This window comes from Mesorhizobium cantuariense, from assembly GCF_042647205.1.
Lineage (GTDB): Bacteria > Pseudomonadota > Alphaproteobacteria > Rhizobiales > Rhizobiaceae > Mesorhizobium > Mesorhizobium cantuariense.
The window spans coordinates 4,811,081-4,826,257 of sequence record NZ_JBHRVD010000001.1 but is presented as its reverse complement, the minus strand read 5'-3'; the positions used below and the strand labels follow the sequence as shown (position 1 = coordinate 4,826,257).

Sequence of the window (15,177 nt, the reverse complement as noted above, 5' to 3'; positions counted from 1 at the left end):
GTTATTGGGCGGTAGGTCTCGAATTAGTCTCCCATCGAGGGCCCGGTCGGGTCGCCGACATATCCAGTGAAGCGGCTGTAGAGGCGCGATACCTCATTCATGCGCTGCTCCACCTCGGGGCCAAGCTCGATGAACACGCCGTTGACGAGCAGGTTTGTCAGGCTCGCCATCTGGGCGGTCGATTCCCAGAACAGATTGAATTCCGTCGGGACCACGAACATCTCGTCGACCAGTTCGCGACCCCAGTCACAGAAGGCGTCGGTGATCAGGGTGGTCGGTATGCCGAGCCCTCGCGCCTCCTGCGCCAGCAGGCGCGCCATGCGCGAGTAGCGCTTGGCCTCGAAGAGAACGAGGCAGGACTGCTTGCTGTCGGAGGCCAGAACTTCGATGAAATTGCCGCCGGCCAGATCGAGAAGATGGACGCGGTCGCGCAGATACTGCAGCTGATTGACGAAGGTCTGTGCAACACCGCGCTCGGTCTGGAAACCGGAGACGAAGATGGCAGGTGTGGTGGCAAGGCGCTTGACGACACGCTTCCATTCCGGCGTGTGGGCAAGTTCATAGACGGCAACCAGGCCCGCTATTTCGAGCTGCAGCCCGCGTGCCAGCTGGTCCTCTCCGGCAAGCGTTCGGCGCTGCAAATCGCGTAGCCGATCGCTGATCAGCCACGGCCGGTCGCCCAGATCCTGTTTGAGATGATCCTTCAGATCCTTGAAGCTGGTGTAGCCGATGGAGCGGCAGAACCGTCCGACGGTCGGTTCGCTGACCTCCACCTTGCTCGCGATGCTGCCGGCGGTCTCAAAGGCGAGACTGTTCAGCTGGGCGAGCATGAAACTCGCAATCGCCTTGTCTGCCTTGGACGCGCTGCCCAAGCAATCCGACAGCCGTTGGCGAACCGAACCGATCATGCGCAATTCTCCTCCGCCGACTACAAAGTTATAAATCTTACACAGTGTCAATCTATTTTTTTTTTCTTGCATTTTTATAGGAACTGCACTCTTGTGCGCCGGCGGCGACAGAGCGCCGGATCGAACCGCCAGAACAAACGCGGATAATGGAGGATCGTCCGTCCGGCGTGCCACGGCACCTGGATAGGGATGCAAGCCAAAGGCCAGGCCGTCATGGACTACGACTATCTTGTCATCGGCGCGGGCATCTCAGGCTCAGCCGCCGCCTATGAACTCGCCGCCGTGGGGACAGTCGCGCTCATCGAGGCCGAATCGGCGCCCGGTTACCACAGTACCGGAAGGTCGGCCGCGCTCTTCACACCCAACTATGGCGTCGCCACGGTTCGACGCATCAACAAGACAAGCCAGGCTTTCTTCCTAAACCCGCCAGCTGAATTCTGTGACAGGCCGCTTTTGACCCAACGCGGCATGTTGACGGTGGCAGCTCACGGCGAGGAAGACCTGCTGGCGCCGATCCTCGATCTGTCGACGGAAGGATACGAAATCCGGAAACTGGATGCGGCTGGCACGCTCTCCTTGGCACCGTTGCTTCGCCTCGAACGCATCGCGGCCTCGGCCTTTGAAAGCGGCGTCATGGACATCGATGTCGCCTCCCTCCACCAGGGTTTCCTGCGCGGCATCAGGCGGCGCGGCGGGCTCGTCCTGTGCGGCAAGCGCATCACGAAACTGGATCGCCGCGACGGCTTCTGGAAAGCTTCAGCGGGAGATTTCTCAATGAAAGGGCGAATTGTCGTCAATGCGGCAGGTGCCTGGGCTGGAGAGATCGGCGGCATGGCCGATGCTAAGCCGATCGGGCTGGTGGCGAAACGGCGCACGGCAATCATCGTCGACGGCCCTCCAGGGCTAGACATCGCCAAAATGCCTGCCGTCGACTATGTCGCCGCCGATGCCTACATCAAGCCGGACGCCGGCAGGATCATGGCATCGCCGGGCGACCAGACGCCGATTGAACCGCAGGATGTCCAGCCTGACGAATGGGACGTGGCAGTGCTGGTCGATTGGCTGCAGCGCGAGACGCTGGCAACCGTCAGCCATATTGCAAAGCGCTGGGCGGGCCTGCGCTCCTTCGTAGCCGACCAGGCGCCCGTGCTGGGGTACGACGCCGCGGCGCCAGACTTCTTCTGGCTCGCGGGCCAGGGCGGTTATGGAATCATGATGGCCCCGGCCCTTGGCCGTGCCGCGGCCGACCTGATTGGTTCTGGATGCCTGCCTGCCGACCTGCTCGCGAATGGACTTTCCGAGAGGGATCTTTCGCCGGCGCGTTTGGCGTAGCCGTAGTCGGCTTCCTGGTTCAGGTTCGATCCAGCGCCCTCCTGGCCCGCCATTCCCGTCAGATAAGATGGTAGCGTCGCGCCGAACTCTCAACCAGGAAACAGATCCAGGATCGACGACAGACGGTTGGTACTGAGATCGACGTCGCCGAACAGGCCGCCGCTGGGGAGATAGCCAACCACGAACAGACCTGCGGCTCGTGCGGACTCAGTGCCGGTGCGGCTGTCTTCCACCGCCACCACCGACCCTGGGGCGATGGCGAGCTGCCGGCAGGCCTCGCGATAGGGTGTCGGATCGGGCTTGCCGACCGATACGTCGTCGAGGCTGATTGTGAAACTCATGAGGTCGAGCACGCCGAGCGAATCGAGATTGGCATTGACGACTTGCCGGCCGGAATTTGACACACAGATCTGCGGAATGCCGCGATCGGCCAATGCACGGATCGTCTCGATCGCTTCTGGGATTGCGGTGGCGTCCGCCCGGTTGGCGACGTAGTGGGCATTGATGGCTGCGAGCCACTCCGGCTGATCGAGCCCGGCTGGAAGACGCGGACGCAGCATTGTCCAGACGTCGCCCATATGGATGCCGCGAAAGGCCTGATCGGGCAGGTCGTCGAGATCGACATTCCAGTTGCGGCAGCCAGCGAGGAGAGATCGATGATGCAATGGCTCGCTGTCGATCAGCGTTCCGTCGATGTCCCAGGCGATGGCGCGATGCATTACGATGACAATCCCGCTCTGGTCGCGGCAGGAGCCGACAGGCGCGCATAGAGGTCGCGATAGCGGCGATAACCATCGCGGTAGATGTCGGCCTTGCGCGGATCGGGATCGAGCCGGTAAGCGAAGCTGACGAAGCCGGAAACGCCGGACCAATCGTCTGTCAGGCCCACGCCGATCGCCGCCGTCCAAGCAGCGCCGATGCAAGAGCCGGGGTGCCCGGTCAGGCGTTGTACCGGCTTTTGCAATACATCCGCGACGATCTGCATCCAGATCCTGCTGTTTGAGCCGCCGTCGGAGACGAGATAGCGCTCTGTCTGGTGGCCCATGTCGTTGAGCACCTCGACATGATGCGCGATGGCATAGGCGTAGGCCTCGAGCAGAGCGCGCCAGACATGGCCGATATCGTGCGAAAGCGTCAGGCCATCGATCACGCCGCGGGCCGCCGGATCATGGATCGGCGTCTTCTCGCCGAGGAAATAGGGCAGGATGGTGAGGCCATCGGCGCCGGCGGGACGCGCTGCCGCCAGCCCGTCGAGCCGCTGATGCACCGAAATGCCCTCGGCCTGCGCCGCTGCTGTCTCGCCACCGGCGAAATTGCGTACGAACCAGTTGAGGCCCGAGCCGCCGGTCGACATGCAGCCATTGGGCATGAACAGGCCCGGCACCAGATGGTAATCGAGATACATGCGCGGATCGGGCTTGATCTGGTCGGTAGCGATCAGGATATCGACCGAGCCACCGAATTTCAGGAGCACATCGCCTGCCTTGGCAACGCCAGCGCCGAGCGCGGAGGCGATCATGTCGGCCGCACCGCCGACGACCGGTGTTCCCGCCATCAGGCCGGTCTCATCCGCGGCCTTCGCCGAGACGGAACCGAGGATTTCATGCGAGGCGATCTTTCGTGGCACGGCTGAGCGCGATATGTGCGCGAGCGCCACCAGATCGTCGTCGATCCGGTGTGTCGAAACATCGACGAAGCCGGCCTCCAGCGCCCAGTTCTGCTCGACTGCACGTTCGCCGGTGAGGCGCCAGTTGATATAATCATAGGAGCCGAAAACGGTGGCGATGCGACTGAACACCTCCGGCTCGTGACGCTCTATCCAGCGCAGCTTTGCGGTGACCAGTTGTTGGTTGATGCCGTTACCGGCCTTGGCGATGAAAGCCGTCTCATCGCATTCGGTCCGGAGCTCGGCCACTTCGGCGCCACAGCGGCCGTCGCTTTGCTGGATGCTCGGTCGCAGCACCTCGCCCCGATCATCCAGAAGAACGACCGCCGGCAGCATGCCGGTGGTGCCGATCGCCACGATCTCTTCGGCCTTGATGCTGCTGGTCCTCAGCAGCTCCTGTACGATGTCGCGGACATTCGTCCACCATTGCGCGGGATCTTCCTCGGCCCAGCCCGCGTGCTCGGAACGCAGCGTGACGGGGCGGGTGGCGAGGCCCAGCACCTGATCGGGAAGCCGGATCAGGATGCCGATCGTCGAGGTGGTGCCTATGTCGAGGCCTAGAACGCACGCCATGTCGTATCCACTGAAATGCGAGGAAGGGCAGGCGGGCGAAACCTGTCGGCCTCGTTGTGTCCTGCCGGTCGATACCGTCGATCATTCCGGACGCCGGCCCGCAATGATCGATATGATCACGGCGAGCCCGGCGCAATGGCCGGTGTCGCCGTGGGAACCATCTCTCAACGCAGAGTGGTGACAACATCCATGAAGCGCTTGACCCGATCGCCGTCGACGGCGTTCCAGGTATTGCCATCGATCTTGAAATGGGTCCCGATCACGACGCCGCTCGCCAGCGAAAGGACATCGCGGACATTGTCGATGTTCACGCCGGTGTTGGCGAAGACCGGCACGTCCTTGATCGTTTCGCAGACGCTGCGCAGATGGGACTGGTCGGCCGGCTGGCCGGTGATCGGGCCGGAAACAAGGATCGCGTCGGCCATTGACGAGAACACCGCGCTCTTGGCGCGCAATTCAATCGGGCGCTGGTCGAGCGAGTGGGCGAACTCGGCATTGATGTTGAAGAGAAGCTTCATGTCGTCGCGGCCGAGATTGTGCCGCAGGCGCGAGGCGGCGGCGCAATCGGGCTCCCACAGGCCCATGTCGGAAGCGAACAGGCCGGTGAAGATCTCACGTACGAAGCGGGCTCCGGTGGCCGCGCCGATCGCGACGCTTGCAGTCGGATCCCAGAGGTAGTTGACGCCAAACGGCACTTTGAGCTCGGGCTTCACCGCCTGGACGACCGCAGTCATGGCGGCAATGCCTTCGGGCGGTGCCTTGAAGACATAGGGGCGGTCGTTCTCGTTGCCGAACATGATGGCATCGACGCCGCCGCTCTGCAGCTTGCGGATGTCGGCGAGTACGCCATCGATCAACTTGTCGAGGCCGCCATCGGCATCATAGAGGGGCGTCCCCGGCAAGGCACCGATATGTGCCATCGAGATGACAGCCTTCTTCTTGTCGCCGAAAAAATCAAATACCATCGAGTCTTCTCCTTGGGATAAAATGAAAAAATTGCGCCTCAGTCGCGCGTGAGCGGCGGCGCGATGCGCAGCTCGACCTTGGCCGCGGCGAGCGCCGCGGCGATCCTGGCCGGCGGCTCGGCATCGGTGATGAGGATGTCGATGTCCGACAATGGCGCTATCCGCACCAGCGACATGCGCAGGAATTTGGCGGAGTCGCACAGCACGATCTTGGCGCCTGATCGTCTGAGATAGGCGCGCTTCATGTCGGTATCATCGAAGGAATAGTCGAAGAGGCCGTCCACGGTGATACCGGAGACGCCGATCACGGCGACGTCGAACCACAGCGCCTCGAACTGGGCGATAGCCGTCGGCCCGCCGGTCGACATCTCGTCGGCCCGTACGCGGCCGCCGGCCACATAGACCTCGGGCACGCCGCCGTTCAGCAACGCTGCGATCCTGAGGCTGTTGGTAAACACCTTGGCGTGCGGAAGGTCCTTGAGGTGCTCGGCCATCAGATAGGTTGTGGTGCCGACATCCATCGCGATCGTGCGGTATCCCGAGACCAGCGCGGCTGCGGCCGCGGCAATCGCGGCCTTCGGGTCGCGGCGCTGGCGCAAGCGCGAATCGAAACTCGGCTCCTCACTGTCCATGGCGACCAGCGGCGGGCTGTCCGCCTCGATCGCACCTCCGTGGATTCGCACAAGCCTGCCCTCGCGCTCCAATTCGACCAGATCGCGCCGGATCGTCATGTCGGAAACGGCGAGTTCGGCCGCTGCCGCGGCGACGGTGAGCGACCCCGTCCGGCGCAGCAAAGCCAGGATGTGTGCGTGCCGATCGTGCGCGAGAAGGCGCTGACGATCGGCATCGCGCGGTGCGCCATGCGTGGATGATAGGGGAAGGGCGGTGTCGTCTGCCATCGATGTATCCGCTGGGGTAAGCCGCCGACGAAGCGGTCTGCTGATTTTCACTTTATCGCACGATCAAACATTTTCAAACAGAATTATGTTTGCAGTGTTCGATTTTATTGGTATGCATCTCGATATCAACAGAATGCGTTCCGCCATCAAGTAGAGAGAATACGACCATGCCGGCTGTCTCTGTCATTCCTCCCGTGCTTGCCGAACTCGCCGGCAAGCGTGCCTTCGTGACGGGTGGCGGTGCGGGGATCGGTCGCGCTATCGCGGCCGCCCTGACGCGGCAGGGTGTGGTCGTGGCGATCGGCGATCTGGATCCCGACGCGGCGCGCCAGGCGGCCGAGGAGATTGGCGGCGGTGCCGCCGCCGTCGCGGTCGATGTTCGCCGTCGCGATTCCGTCGAGGCGGCCTTCGCCGCTGCGCTGGAAGCGCTCGGCGGCTGCGACATCCTGATCGCCAATGCCGGCGTGTCCACCATGCAGCACGCGCTGGATCTGACCGACGAGGAGTGGGACTTCAACTTCTCGGTCAATGCACGCGGCGTATTCCTCGCAAATCAGATCGCCGGACGGCATTTTGTCAAGCAAGGCACGGGCTGCATCGTCAACACCGCCTCGCTTGCCGCGAAGGTCGGTGCGCCGCTCCTGGCGCACTATTCGGCGTCCAAGTTCGCCGTGCTCGGCTGGACGCAGGCCTTTGCCCGCGAACTCGCGCCCAAGGGGATCCGCGTTAATGCCGTCTGCCCGGGGTTCGTCAAGACCGGCATGCAATCGCGAGAAGTCGAGTGGGAGGCGCATCTGCGGCAAGTCACGCCCGAACGGGTGGTCGCCGACTATATCGCGCAAACTCCGCTCGGACGGCTCGAACTGCCGGATGACGTCGCCGACGTCGTCGTCTTCCTCTGCTCGGATCAAGCCCGCTTCATGACCGGCCAGGGCGTCAACGTGACCGGCGGCGTCTACATGACCTGACGGCTTCCTCGCGGTCGTGGCCGGATCTTGGTGCCGGCACGTGCCGTCCAAAAAAGTGAACACATACGATCAGGAAACAGGCTTTCAATGTTCTATTTTGTTCTCTAAGGTAGCCGTTCGCTCGACTTCAACCGCGGCGTTCGACCGGGTCAGGCGGGGTTCATGAGGAAAGTCTATGGCGTCTATCGAGCTCGATCGCGTTTCCAAGCTCTACGGTAATGGCAATTACGGGGTGCATGAGGTCGATCTCACCATTCCCGATGGTGAATTCGTGATCTTTCTCGGCCCGTCGGGATGCGGCAAGTCGACGACGCTGCGGATGATTGCCGGCTTGGAGAGCATTTCCTCCGGCGATCTTCGCATTGGTGGCAAGAGCGTCGCCAATGTCGCGCCGCGCGACCGCAACGTCGCAGTGGTGTTCCAGAGCTACGCGCTCTATCCGCATATGTCGGTGCGGCAGAATATGGCCTTCGGGTTGAAGATGCGCGGCACCGACGCCGCAGTGATCGATGCCAAGATTGCAGACGCCGCGAACCTGCTCGGTCTGCAGAATCTTCTCGGGCGCAAGCCGGCAGCGCTTTCGGGCGGCCAGCGTCAGCGTGTCGCGCTCGGCCGGGCGATCGTTCGCGAACCGGCGGCCTTCCTGCTTGACGAACCGCTCTCGAACCTCGATGCGCAGCTGCGTGCCGAAATGCGGCTCGAACTCGTCAAGCTGCACCGGCGCCTTGGCCGCACCATTGTCCATGTCACGCACGACCAGGTCGAGGCCATGACCATGGGCGATCGCATATGCATCATGCGCGACGGCCGTCTGGTCCAGGCGGGTCGGCCGCTTGAAGTCTATGCCGATCCGGTCAACACCTTCGTCGCGCGGTTCCTGGCGACGCCGCCGATGAACCTCATTCCGGCGATGCTTCAGGCCGCACCTGGCGAAGGGTTCTCCGTCCTGACCGACAGCGGTGCCGTGCTTGCCGTCCCAGCCCGCCACCGCGCCGCCTATGGCGGGCGTGTCGGGCGCCGCGTCATTCTGGGTGTGCGGGCCGAGGATTTCCACGAAAGCCCTGACAAGCCGGACTGGCAGAAGGTTGCCGTACGGGTCGTGGCCGTCGAGGCTCTCGGCGCCGAGAACGTCCTGATCGGCCAGATTGCGGGTCAGTCCAGCGGCAAGGATGATGCGCGCGCGGCGGGCGACGACAAGCCGTTGGAGATCGCCGCCCGCCTCAGCCGTTATTTCACGGCGCCCGTCGGCTCGATCGTCGAACTCTACATCGACCCGCTGCCAATGCACCTCTTTGATCCCGAGACCGAACTGGTGATTGCGCGGCCGAGCCTCATGGGGGCCACTCAATGACCAGCATGGACAGAAGCGAACGGCCGGCCTTTCGTCGCCGCTTCGGCCTGCATTTCGGACTGATTGTCGTTTGCGCCATCGTGCTGCTGCCGCCGCTCTGGGTGCTCCGGACGAGCTTCGTGCCCGAGCAGCTATCCTACAGCAACGAGTTGATGCCGGCCTTTACGACGGACAACTATTCGGCACTGCTGTCGAGTCGCTTCGGTCAGTCCTACCTCAACAGCCTAATCGTCGCGCTTGGCTCGGTTCTGCTCGCATTGCCCTTTGCCGCGACCACCGGCTATGCCTTCGCCCGCTTCCGTACGGGCGGTCGTTGGGCGCGTTTTGCCGTGCTGGCGACGCAAATGTTGCCGCCCGTGGCGCTGGTGCTGCCGACCTTCACGCTGTTTCGAAGCCTGGAGCTCAGCAATTCGCTGACCGGGCTGATAATCGTCTATGCCGCGCTCAACCTACCTTTCCTGACCTGGATCCTGATGGGCTTCTTCGAAGGCATTCCGGTCGATCTGGAGTGGGCGGCGATGACCGACGGGGCGACCGCCTGGGGCGCCTTCTGGCGCGTTGTGCTGCCGGTGTCGCTGCCCGGCATCGCGGCAGCCGGCGTCCTCGGCTTCATCCTGGCGTGGAATGAGTTTCTGTTTGCCCTGGTTTTGAGCGGGCCGAAGACGGCGACCATACCGGTTGCGCTCGCCGCGTTGCAGACCTCCAACGGCGTCCAGATCGCCAAGGTTTCGGCCGGTGTCGTCCTTGCCATCCTGCCGCTGGTCGTGGCTTCCCGCTTCATCCAGCGCTTCATCGTCCAGGGCTTGACGTTCGGCAGCGTGAAATAGGCCGGCCGCTCCGAGAGCCGACATGGCTCGCTAGCCGGTTACGAAATCGTGGCGGGATCACCGCTGCGTCCAGAGGGAAAGAGGAGTAGAGAGTTATGACTTGGAACAAGCAGACCTTGATCAAAATGCTGATGACGGCCGTGAGCGGGGCAGCTGTTGTCAGCGCATCGCTTCCGGCCAGGGCGGCCGAGCCCATCACCTTACACGCCTTGATGGAGGACGTGCCGGAAACCAAGATCATTGAAGCGCTGTTGCCCGAATTCGAGAAGCAGACCGGCATCAAGGTCGAGTTCGAGAAGATTGGCTATCCCGACATGCACGACAAGCTGGTGTCCCAGCTGACCGCGCCGCAGAGCTACTACAATGTGCTCGAGGTCGACTTCCTGTGGGCCGGTGAATTTCCGGCGGCCGGCTGGCTCGCCGATCTGAAACCCTTCGTCGAGAAATCCAGATACGATCTGACCCCCTTCATTCCTTCGACGCTTGACCTGCTCGGCCGAACCAAGGACCAGCTGTTCCTGGTGCCCATGTACAACTACTCGATGGGCCTCCTCTACCGGACGGACCTGATCGGCGACGAGAAGCTCAAGGCCGCCTACAAGACGGCAACCGGCAAGGAACTCGCCCTGCCGACGACTCTCGAAGACTATGTGGCGATTTCCAAATTCATGAAAGCCAATGCCGGCGTCGCCGGAGCCGCAATGCAGGGCCAGCGCGGCGATCCGAACAGCATGGAATTCTCCAACTACCTGTTCTCCGCCGGCGGCAGCTATCTCAATGCCGACGGCAAGGCGAGCCTCGACACGGCAGAGGCGAAGAGAGCGCTCGATCTCTATGTCGACAACATTCAACACGGCGCCCAGCAGGGTGCTGTGTCGGCGACGCTCGATGACACCATGCGCCTGATGTGCAGCGGTTCCGCCTTCAGCATGGTCACCTATTGGTGGATGCTGCCGCAGATGGACGATGCCGTGAAGTGTCCGACGGTCGCCGGCAAGGTTGGCCTGTCGGTGATGCCGGGTGGCCATGGCGAAAGCGGCGGTTGGGGCTGGGGCATTCCCAAGAACACGTCGCCCGAAGAGCAGGAAGCCGCCTGGACCTTCATCCAGTGGGTGCAGAGCAAGGATGTTTCGGTGAAGCGTGCGCTCGAGGGCCACGCGCCCGTGCGCAGCGATGTCTATACCGATGCAGCGGTGCTGGCGAAGTATCCATTCTACAAGACCGCCGAGGGCGTGGTGTCGACCGGCAAGTCGTTTCCGATCTTCACCTATTCGGCGCAATACGAGGATCTGCTCGGTACCCAGCTCTCGCTGGCGGCTGGCGGCCAGGCGACATCGGAGGCAGCGCTGAAGGCGGCTTCCGACGGCTTGCAGGGGCTCCTCGATAAGTAGCGGTACGGCTCGGCAAGGAGATCCGGCGCGGCGGTGTCAGCCGCGCCGGTTCTTGACCAGACCAGGAACGCCACCCCGACCAAGGCTCGGTTACGATGCACAATGCGATCAAAAAAGGATGGGCTGCCCGTGGCCGCGAGTGGCGGACCGGCTGGGCCTTTGCCTTGCCCGGCCTCCTGCTGCTGGCGATTGTGATGGGCTTTCCGCTGGCCTACGCTTGCATCCTCTCGATTTCCTCGATGACCTTGATCAAGCCGCAGCTTTTGCCGCTTGTCGGGTTCAAGAATTTCGCGTCGATGATCGGCGATGAGCTGTTCTGGAACGCGCTCTGGCTCACCGTGCGCTATTCGGCGGTGACGGTGGTCGGCGAATTCGTGATCGGGCTCGGCATCGCCCTGATGCTCAACCGGACTGTCCGGATGAAGCCGGTCTATTTCGCGGTTCTGACCATTCCCATGGCGATGTCGCCGATCAGCGTCGCCTTGATCTGGCGCATGCTGCTCCAGCCCAATCTCGGCATCGCCAATCATCTGATGGAGACGTTCGGCCTGCCGCGCCTCGACTGGCTCGGGACGCCAGGCATGGCGCTCTGGACGATGGCGGCGATCGACATCTGGCAGCAAATGTCCTTCGTCGTGCTGATCCTCGCCGCGGGGCTCGCCGCTCTGCCGCGTGATCCCTATGAGGCGGCTGAAGTGGATGGAGCGCGCGGCTGGCAGCAATTCGTCTACATCACGCTGCCGATGCTCCGGCCGGTCGCGGCAATCACCATCATCATCCAGCTGATCAATGAGTTCCGGACCTACGATCTGCCTTATGTCTTGACCAAAGGTGGGCCAGGCAACGCGACCGAAGTCCTGAGCTTCTTTGCCTATCGCCGCGCCTTTCTCGGCCTTTCGCTCAACGAAGGCGCGGCAGCCGCGTTCGTGCTGCTGCTGATTGTCCTTCTCCTCACCGTGATCTTCTTCGCCGTCCTCGAGCGCTCGCAATCGGGGGAGGGCCGGAAGTAGTCCATTCAGCCGGCGACCTTGATCCGACCGGCCTGCAATCATCCGCCTACGGATCGCACGCCTGCCTTGACCCAGCAACCCGCCGCTCTCCGCCACCTACCCTGTGGATAGACCCCGAATACCCCCATCATTCCAAACATCCGGTAGCAAGAAGCCCTAGACTGGGAATCTAGGGGAATCGGGTGAATGTCGATCAGGCCGAGTAGTCGCGTCATGTTGTGCACGCTGCTGGCGATTGCTGGATGCACGTCCGCGCCGGGCAAGGACTTCTTCACCGAAACCATCGACAGCCTGCACGCCAAGAATTCGCCCTTGCGGGCGGGCTACACCGGGACCGGCGCCGTCACGTCGGCGGCCGGCCAGGCGCAGCGCTTCAACGGCACGCAGTATCAGGGCTCGGGTCAGTTCGTCTCCTCCGGCGCGCCCGTCACCAGGGTGACGACCGATGGTTCGGGCCAGTTCGAGCTCAACCTGATCAATGCGCCGATTACCGAGGCGGCCAAGGCGGTGCTCGGCGACGCGCTTCACCTCAACTACATCGTCGACCCGCGCGTGCAAGGCACGGTGACGCTGCAGACCTCGCAACCGGTGTCGAAGGATGCACTGGTCGACATCCTGCAATCGGCGCTCGCGGTAAACGGCGCCGGCATCACCAACCGCGCCGGCACCTACCAGGTCGTGCCGCTCTCCGAGATCATGTCCAGCACACCGCCGGTCAGCGTGCCTTCGGTTTCGCCGTCCGGTCCCGGCGTCAAGGTGCAGGTGCTGCAGCTGCAATTCATCGCCGCCGACGAGATGAAGACCATTCTCGAACCGATCACCCGCCAGGGCTCGGTGCTGCGAGTCGATTCCACCCGCAACCTGATCACCGTTGCCGGCAACGACAGCGATCTTAATGCCATCCGCGAAGCGGTCTCGGTGTTCGACGTCGACTGGATGCGAGGCATGTCGGTGGCGCTGCACCCGCTGAAGACCTCCAAACCGGAGGCGGTCGCCGCCGAGCTTGATTCGATCTTCGGCACCAAGGAAGGGCCGGGCGCCAAGCTCATCCAGTTCATTCCCAACGACAGGCTGAATTCGGTGCTGGTGATCACGTCGCGCCCGGCCTATCTCGCCCGTGCCGCGACCTGGATCAACAAGCTCGACAGACTGGCCGAGACCAACGAAGATCAGCTTTTCGTCTACCAGATCCAGAACCGTCCGGCCAAGGAACTGGCCGCGGTGCTGAGCTCAGTCCTCGGCACCTCGGTCAAGACCGAGGGCGACTCAGGCGGCTCGAACGTGTCGCCCGACCAGACGCCGATCGCCATGCAATCGGATGGTGTCACGCCGGTGCCATTGACCGGGCCGTCGCCTTCGCTGCCGATGCAGGACGGACAGTCGCCAGCCCACGCCACGGTCGTCGCCGATATCGAAAACAATGCGCTGCTGATCCAGACCACGGCGCGTGACTACGCACGCATCGAGCAGATCCTCAGCAAGGTCGACGTGCTGCCGACGCAAGTCATGCTGGAAGCCGTCATCGCCGAAGTCACGCTCAACGATGACCTGAAATACGGCCTGCGCTGGTTCTTCGAAAATGGCGGCATGAAGATCTCGGTGTCCGACGTGGCGAAGGGCGTTGCCGCGGCAGCGCTGCCTGGCTTCAACTGGAGCTATGCAACCGACAATATCCAGGTGACGCTGAACGCACTTTCCAGCATCACCGACGTCAATGTCATCTCGGCGCCGACCATCATGGCGCTGAACAACCAGAAAGCGATATTGCAGGTCGGCGACCAGGTGCCGATCGCCACAAGGCAAGTGGTCGACCAGACGCTCGGCAGCTCGCCGGTCGTCTCGGTCGAGATGAAGGACACCGGCGTCATCCTGACGGTGACGCCGCGCATCAACAATGCCGGCAGGGTCATGCTCGACATCCAGCAGGAGGTCAGCAATGTGACGAAGACGACCAGTTCCGGCATCGATTCGCCGACCATCCAGCAGCGCAAGATCCAGACCCGCGTTCTGGTCAATGACGGCGAGAGCCTGGCGCTGGGCGGCCTCATCCAGTCGCGCAACAATGTCGACCGCACCCAAGTGCCGATCCTCGGCGATATCCCGATTATCGGTAACGCGTTCAAGCAAAAGACGGACAGCATCGGACGCACCGAACTGATCATCTTTATCAGGCCACATGTTGTCCGCGACATCAACGAAGCCCGCGAAGTGACGGACGAATTCCGCGGCAAGATCAGCCTGCAGACACCGATCCAGAAGCGACGCGGCGGCACCAAGCTGCAACAGGATCTGAAGAGGCTGGCGTATTGACGATGGCTGCGCACCCATCTCTCGTGCTGGCTGTGACGATCGCCCTGGCAGCTGTTCTCTGCGCCATTTCGATCGCCGATTTCCGCAGGCAGATCATCCCGGATGGGCTCAACCTGGCTCTGGCCGGCATCGGCCTTGCCTATCAGATGGCGACTGAGGCAGACGGCCTGCCGGTACACATCCTGTTCGCCGCCGCGACTTTTGCCGCTGCCTGGCTGATCCGGCGCGGTCATTTCCTCATGACCGGCAGGATTGGTCTGGGCCTCGGCGACGTCAAGATGCTGGCGGCCGCCGCATGCTGGATCAGCCCGCTGCTGTTGCCGGTGCTGCTGTTCATCGCCAGCGCCAGCGCTCTGCTGTTCGTCGGCGGGCAGGTGGTTGCGGCAGGCCCGGCGGCGGCGAAGGCACGTGTCGCCTTTGGTCCATTCATCGCCATCGGCCTCGGCTGCAGCTGGGCACTGGAGCAATTTGCAGGTTTGGATATGGGACTGCTCTGATGATCACTCCGCGCTTCACCTCTGAAAAATCCGGCCGCGCCAGAAAATCTGTCGGCGAACGCGACGATCGCGAAAGTGGCTTCACCCTGGTCGAGCTTCTGGTCGTGCTCGCCATCATCGCGTTGATCGCCACGCTCGCAGCACCTCAGGTTCTGCGCTATCTCGGCTCGGCCAGGACCAACGCGGCCAAGGCGCAAATCCGCAACATCGAAAGCGCGCTCGAACTCTACTATGTCGACAACGCGAAATATCCGACCGCAGAGGAGGGGCTCTCGGCCCTGGTCGCGCCGCCTGCCGGCGAAGCGCGCTGGAACGGACCCTATCTCAAGGGGACGACCGGCCTGAAGGATCCGTGGGGAAGACCCTATTCCTACGAAGTGAAGGACGACGCGAGCGGCGTGCTTATCCGTAGCCTTGGAAAAGACGGTAAGCCGGATGGGAGCGGCGAAGACCAGGACGTCAGCAACTGACGGCGCGAGG

General features: G+C 62.8%; 14 protein-coding genes. 9 read left to right on the top strand and 5 right to left on the bottom strand.

All coding sequences use genetic code 11. The features are described 5' to 3' along the window. Positions 1–23: 23 nt before the first annotated feature. The gene (locus tag ACFOJ9_RS23495) at positions 24–908 is read right to left on the bottom strand and encodes a MurR/RpiR family transcriptional regulator (RefSeq protein WP_378981779.1); all 885 of its coding nucleotides are present in this window, start codon (positions 906–908) and stop codon (positions 24–26) included. A gap of 189 nt (positions 909–1,097) precedes the next feature. On the opposite strand from ACFOJ9_RS23495, the gene ACFOJ9_RS23490 reads away from it, so the two are divergent. Next, complete coding sequence (locus ACFOJ9_RS23490; RefSeq protein ID WP_378981777.1) at positions 1,098–2,240, top strand: NAD(P)/FAD-dependent oxidoreductase; 1,143 nt, start codon at positions 1,098–1,100, stop codon at positions 2,238–2,240. Positions 2,241–2,329: 89 nt separating this feature from the next. Here ACFOJ9_RS23490 and ACFOJ9_RS23485 read toward each other — a convergent pair whose 3' ends face one another. From ACFOJ9_RS23485 to ACFOJ9_RS23470, 4 genes are all read right to left on the bottom strand, one after another. Further along, a complete protein-coding gene (locus tag ACFOJ9_RS23485; protein ID WP_378981775.1) occupies positions 2,330–2,959 on the bottom strand; it encodes an HAD family hydrolase in 630 nt (209 codons plus the stop codon). After that, positions 2,959–4,479 (bottom strand): FGGY-family carbohydrate kinase, encoded by a 1,521-nt coding sequence (locus ACFOJ9_RS23480; RefSeq protein ID WP_378981773.1) that lies wholly within the window; start codon positions 4,477–4,479, stop codon positions 2,959–2,961. The genes ACFOJ9_RS23485 and ACFOJ9_RS23480 overlap by 1 nt, the downstream gene beginning before the upstream one ends. Before the next feature lie 164 nt (positions 4,480–4,643). Then, the gene (locus tag ACFOJ9_RS23475) at positions 4,644–5,444 is read right to left on the bottom strand and encodes a BtpA/SgcQ family protein (protein ID WP_378981771.1); all 801 of its coding nucleotides are present in this window, start codon (positions 5,442–5,444) and stop codon (positions 4,644–4,646) included. A 38-nt stretch (positions 5,445–5,482) separates the two neighbouring features. After that, positions 5,483–6,343 (bottom strand): DeoR/GlpR family DNA-binding transcription regulator, encoded by an 861-nt coding sequence (locus ACFOJ9_RS23470; RefSeq protein ID WP_378981769.1) that lies wholly within the window; start codon positions 6,341–6,343, stop codon positions 5,483–5,485. A gap of 167 nt (positions 6,344–6,510) precedes the next feature. On the opposite strand from ACFOJ9_RS23470, the gene ACFOJ9_RS23465 reads away from it, so the two are divergent. The 8 genes from ACFOJ9_RS23465 to gspG all read left to right on the top strand — a co-directional run bounded on the left by ACFOJ9_RS23465 (position 6,511) and on the right by gspG (position 15,167). Then, positions 6,511–7,311, top strand: a complete 801-nt coding sequence (locus ACFOJ9_RS23465; RefSeq protein WP_378981767.1) for an SDR family NAD(P)-dependent oxidoreductase — start codon at positions 6,511–6,513, stop codon at positions 7,309–7,311. A 175-nt stretch (positions 7,312–7,486) separates the two neighbouring features. Beyond that, positions 7,487–8,662 (top strand): ABC transporter ATP-binding protein, encoded by a 1,176-nt coding sequence (locus ACFOJ9_RS23460; RefSeq protein WP_378981765.1) that lies wholly within the window; start codon positions 7,487–7,489, stop codon positions 8,660–8,662. Continuing rightward, on the top strand, positions 8,659–9,489 hold the full coding sequence (locus ACFOJ9_RS23455) for a carbohydrate ABC transporter permease (RefSeq protein WP_378981763.1): 831 nt from the start codon (positions 8,659–8,661) through the stop codon (positions 9,487–9,489). Before ACFOJ9_RS23460 ends, ACFOJ9_RS23455 begins: the two co-directional genes overlap by 4 nt. Before the next feature lie 95 nt (positions 9,490–9,584). Beyond that, positions 9,585–10,880 (top strand): ABC transporter substrate-binding protein, encoded by a 1,296-nt coding sequence (locus ACFOJ9_RS23450; protein WP_378981761.1) that lies wholly within the window; start codon positions 9,585–9,587, stop codon positions 10,878–10,880. 95 nt (positions 10,881–10,975) lie between these two features. Next, positions 10,976–11,890, top strand: coding sequence for a carbohydrate ABC transporter permease (locus tag ACFOJ9_RS23445; RefSeq protein WP_023809125.1), 915 nt, complete (start codon positions 10,976–10,978; stop codon positions 11,888–11,890). A 186-nt stretch (positions 11,891–12,076) separates the two neighbouring features. Next, on the top strand, positions 12,077–14,200 hold the full coding sequence (gspD, locus tag ACFOJ9_RS23440) for a type II secretion system secretin GspD (protein WP_378981759.1): 2,124 nt from the start codon (positions 12,077–12,079) through the stop codon (positions 14,198–14,200). Positions 14,201–14,202: 2 nt separating this feature from the next. Continuing rightward, a complete protein-coding gene (locus ACFOJ9_RS23435) occupies positions 14,203–14,697 on the top strand; it encodes a prepilin peptidase (RefSeq protein WP_378981757.1) in 495 nt (164 codons plus the stop codon). Beyond that, positions 14,697–15,167 carry a type II secretion system major pseudopilin GspG gene (gspG, locus tag ACFOJ9_RS23430; protein ID WP_378981755.1) on the top strand — a complete coding sequence of 157 codons (471 nt, stop codon included), beginning with the start codon at positions 14,697–14,699 and terminating at the stop codon, positions 15,165–15,167. Before ACFOJ9_RS23435 ends, gspG begins: the two co-directional genes overlap by 1 nt. Positions 15,168–15,177 lie beyond the last annotated feature (10 nt).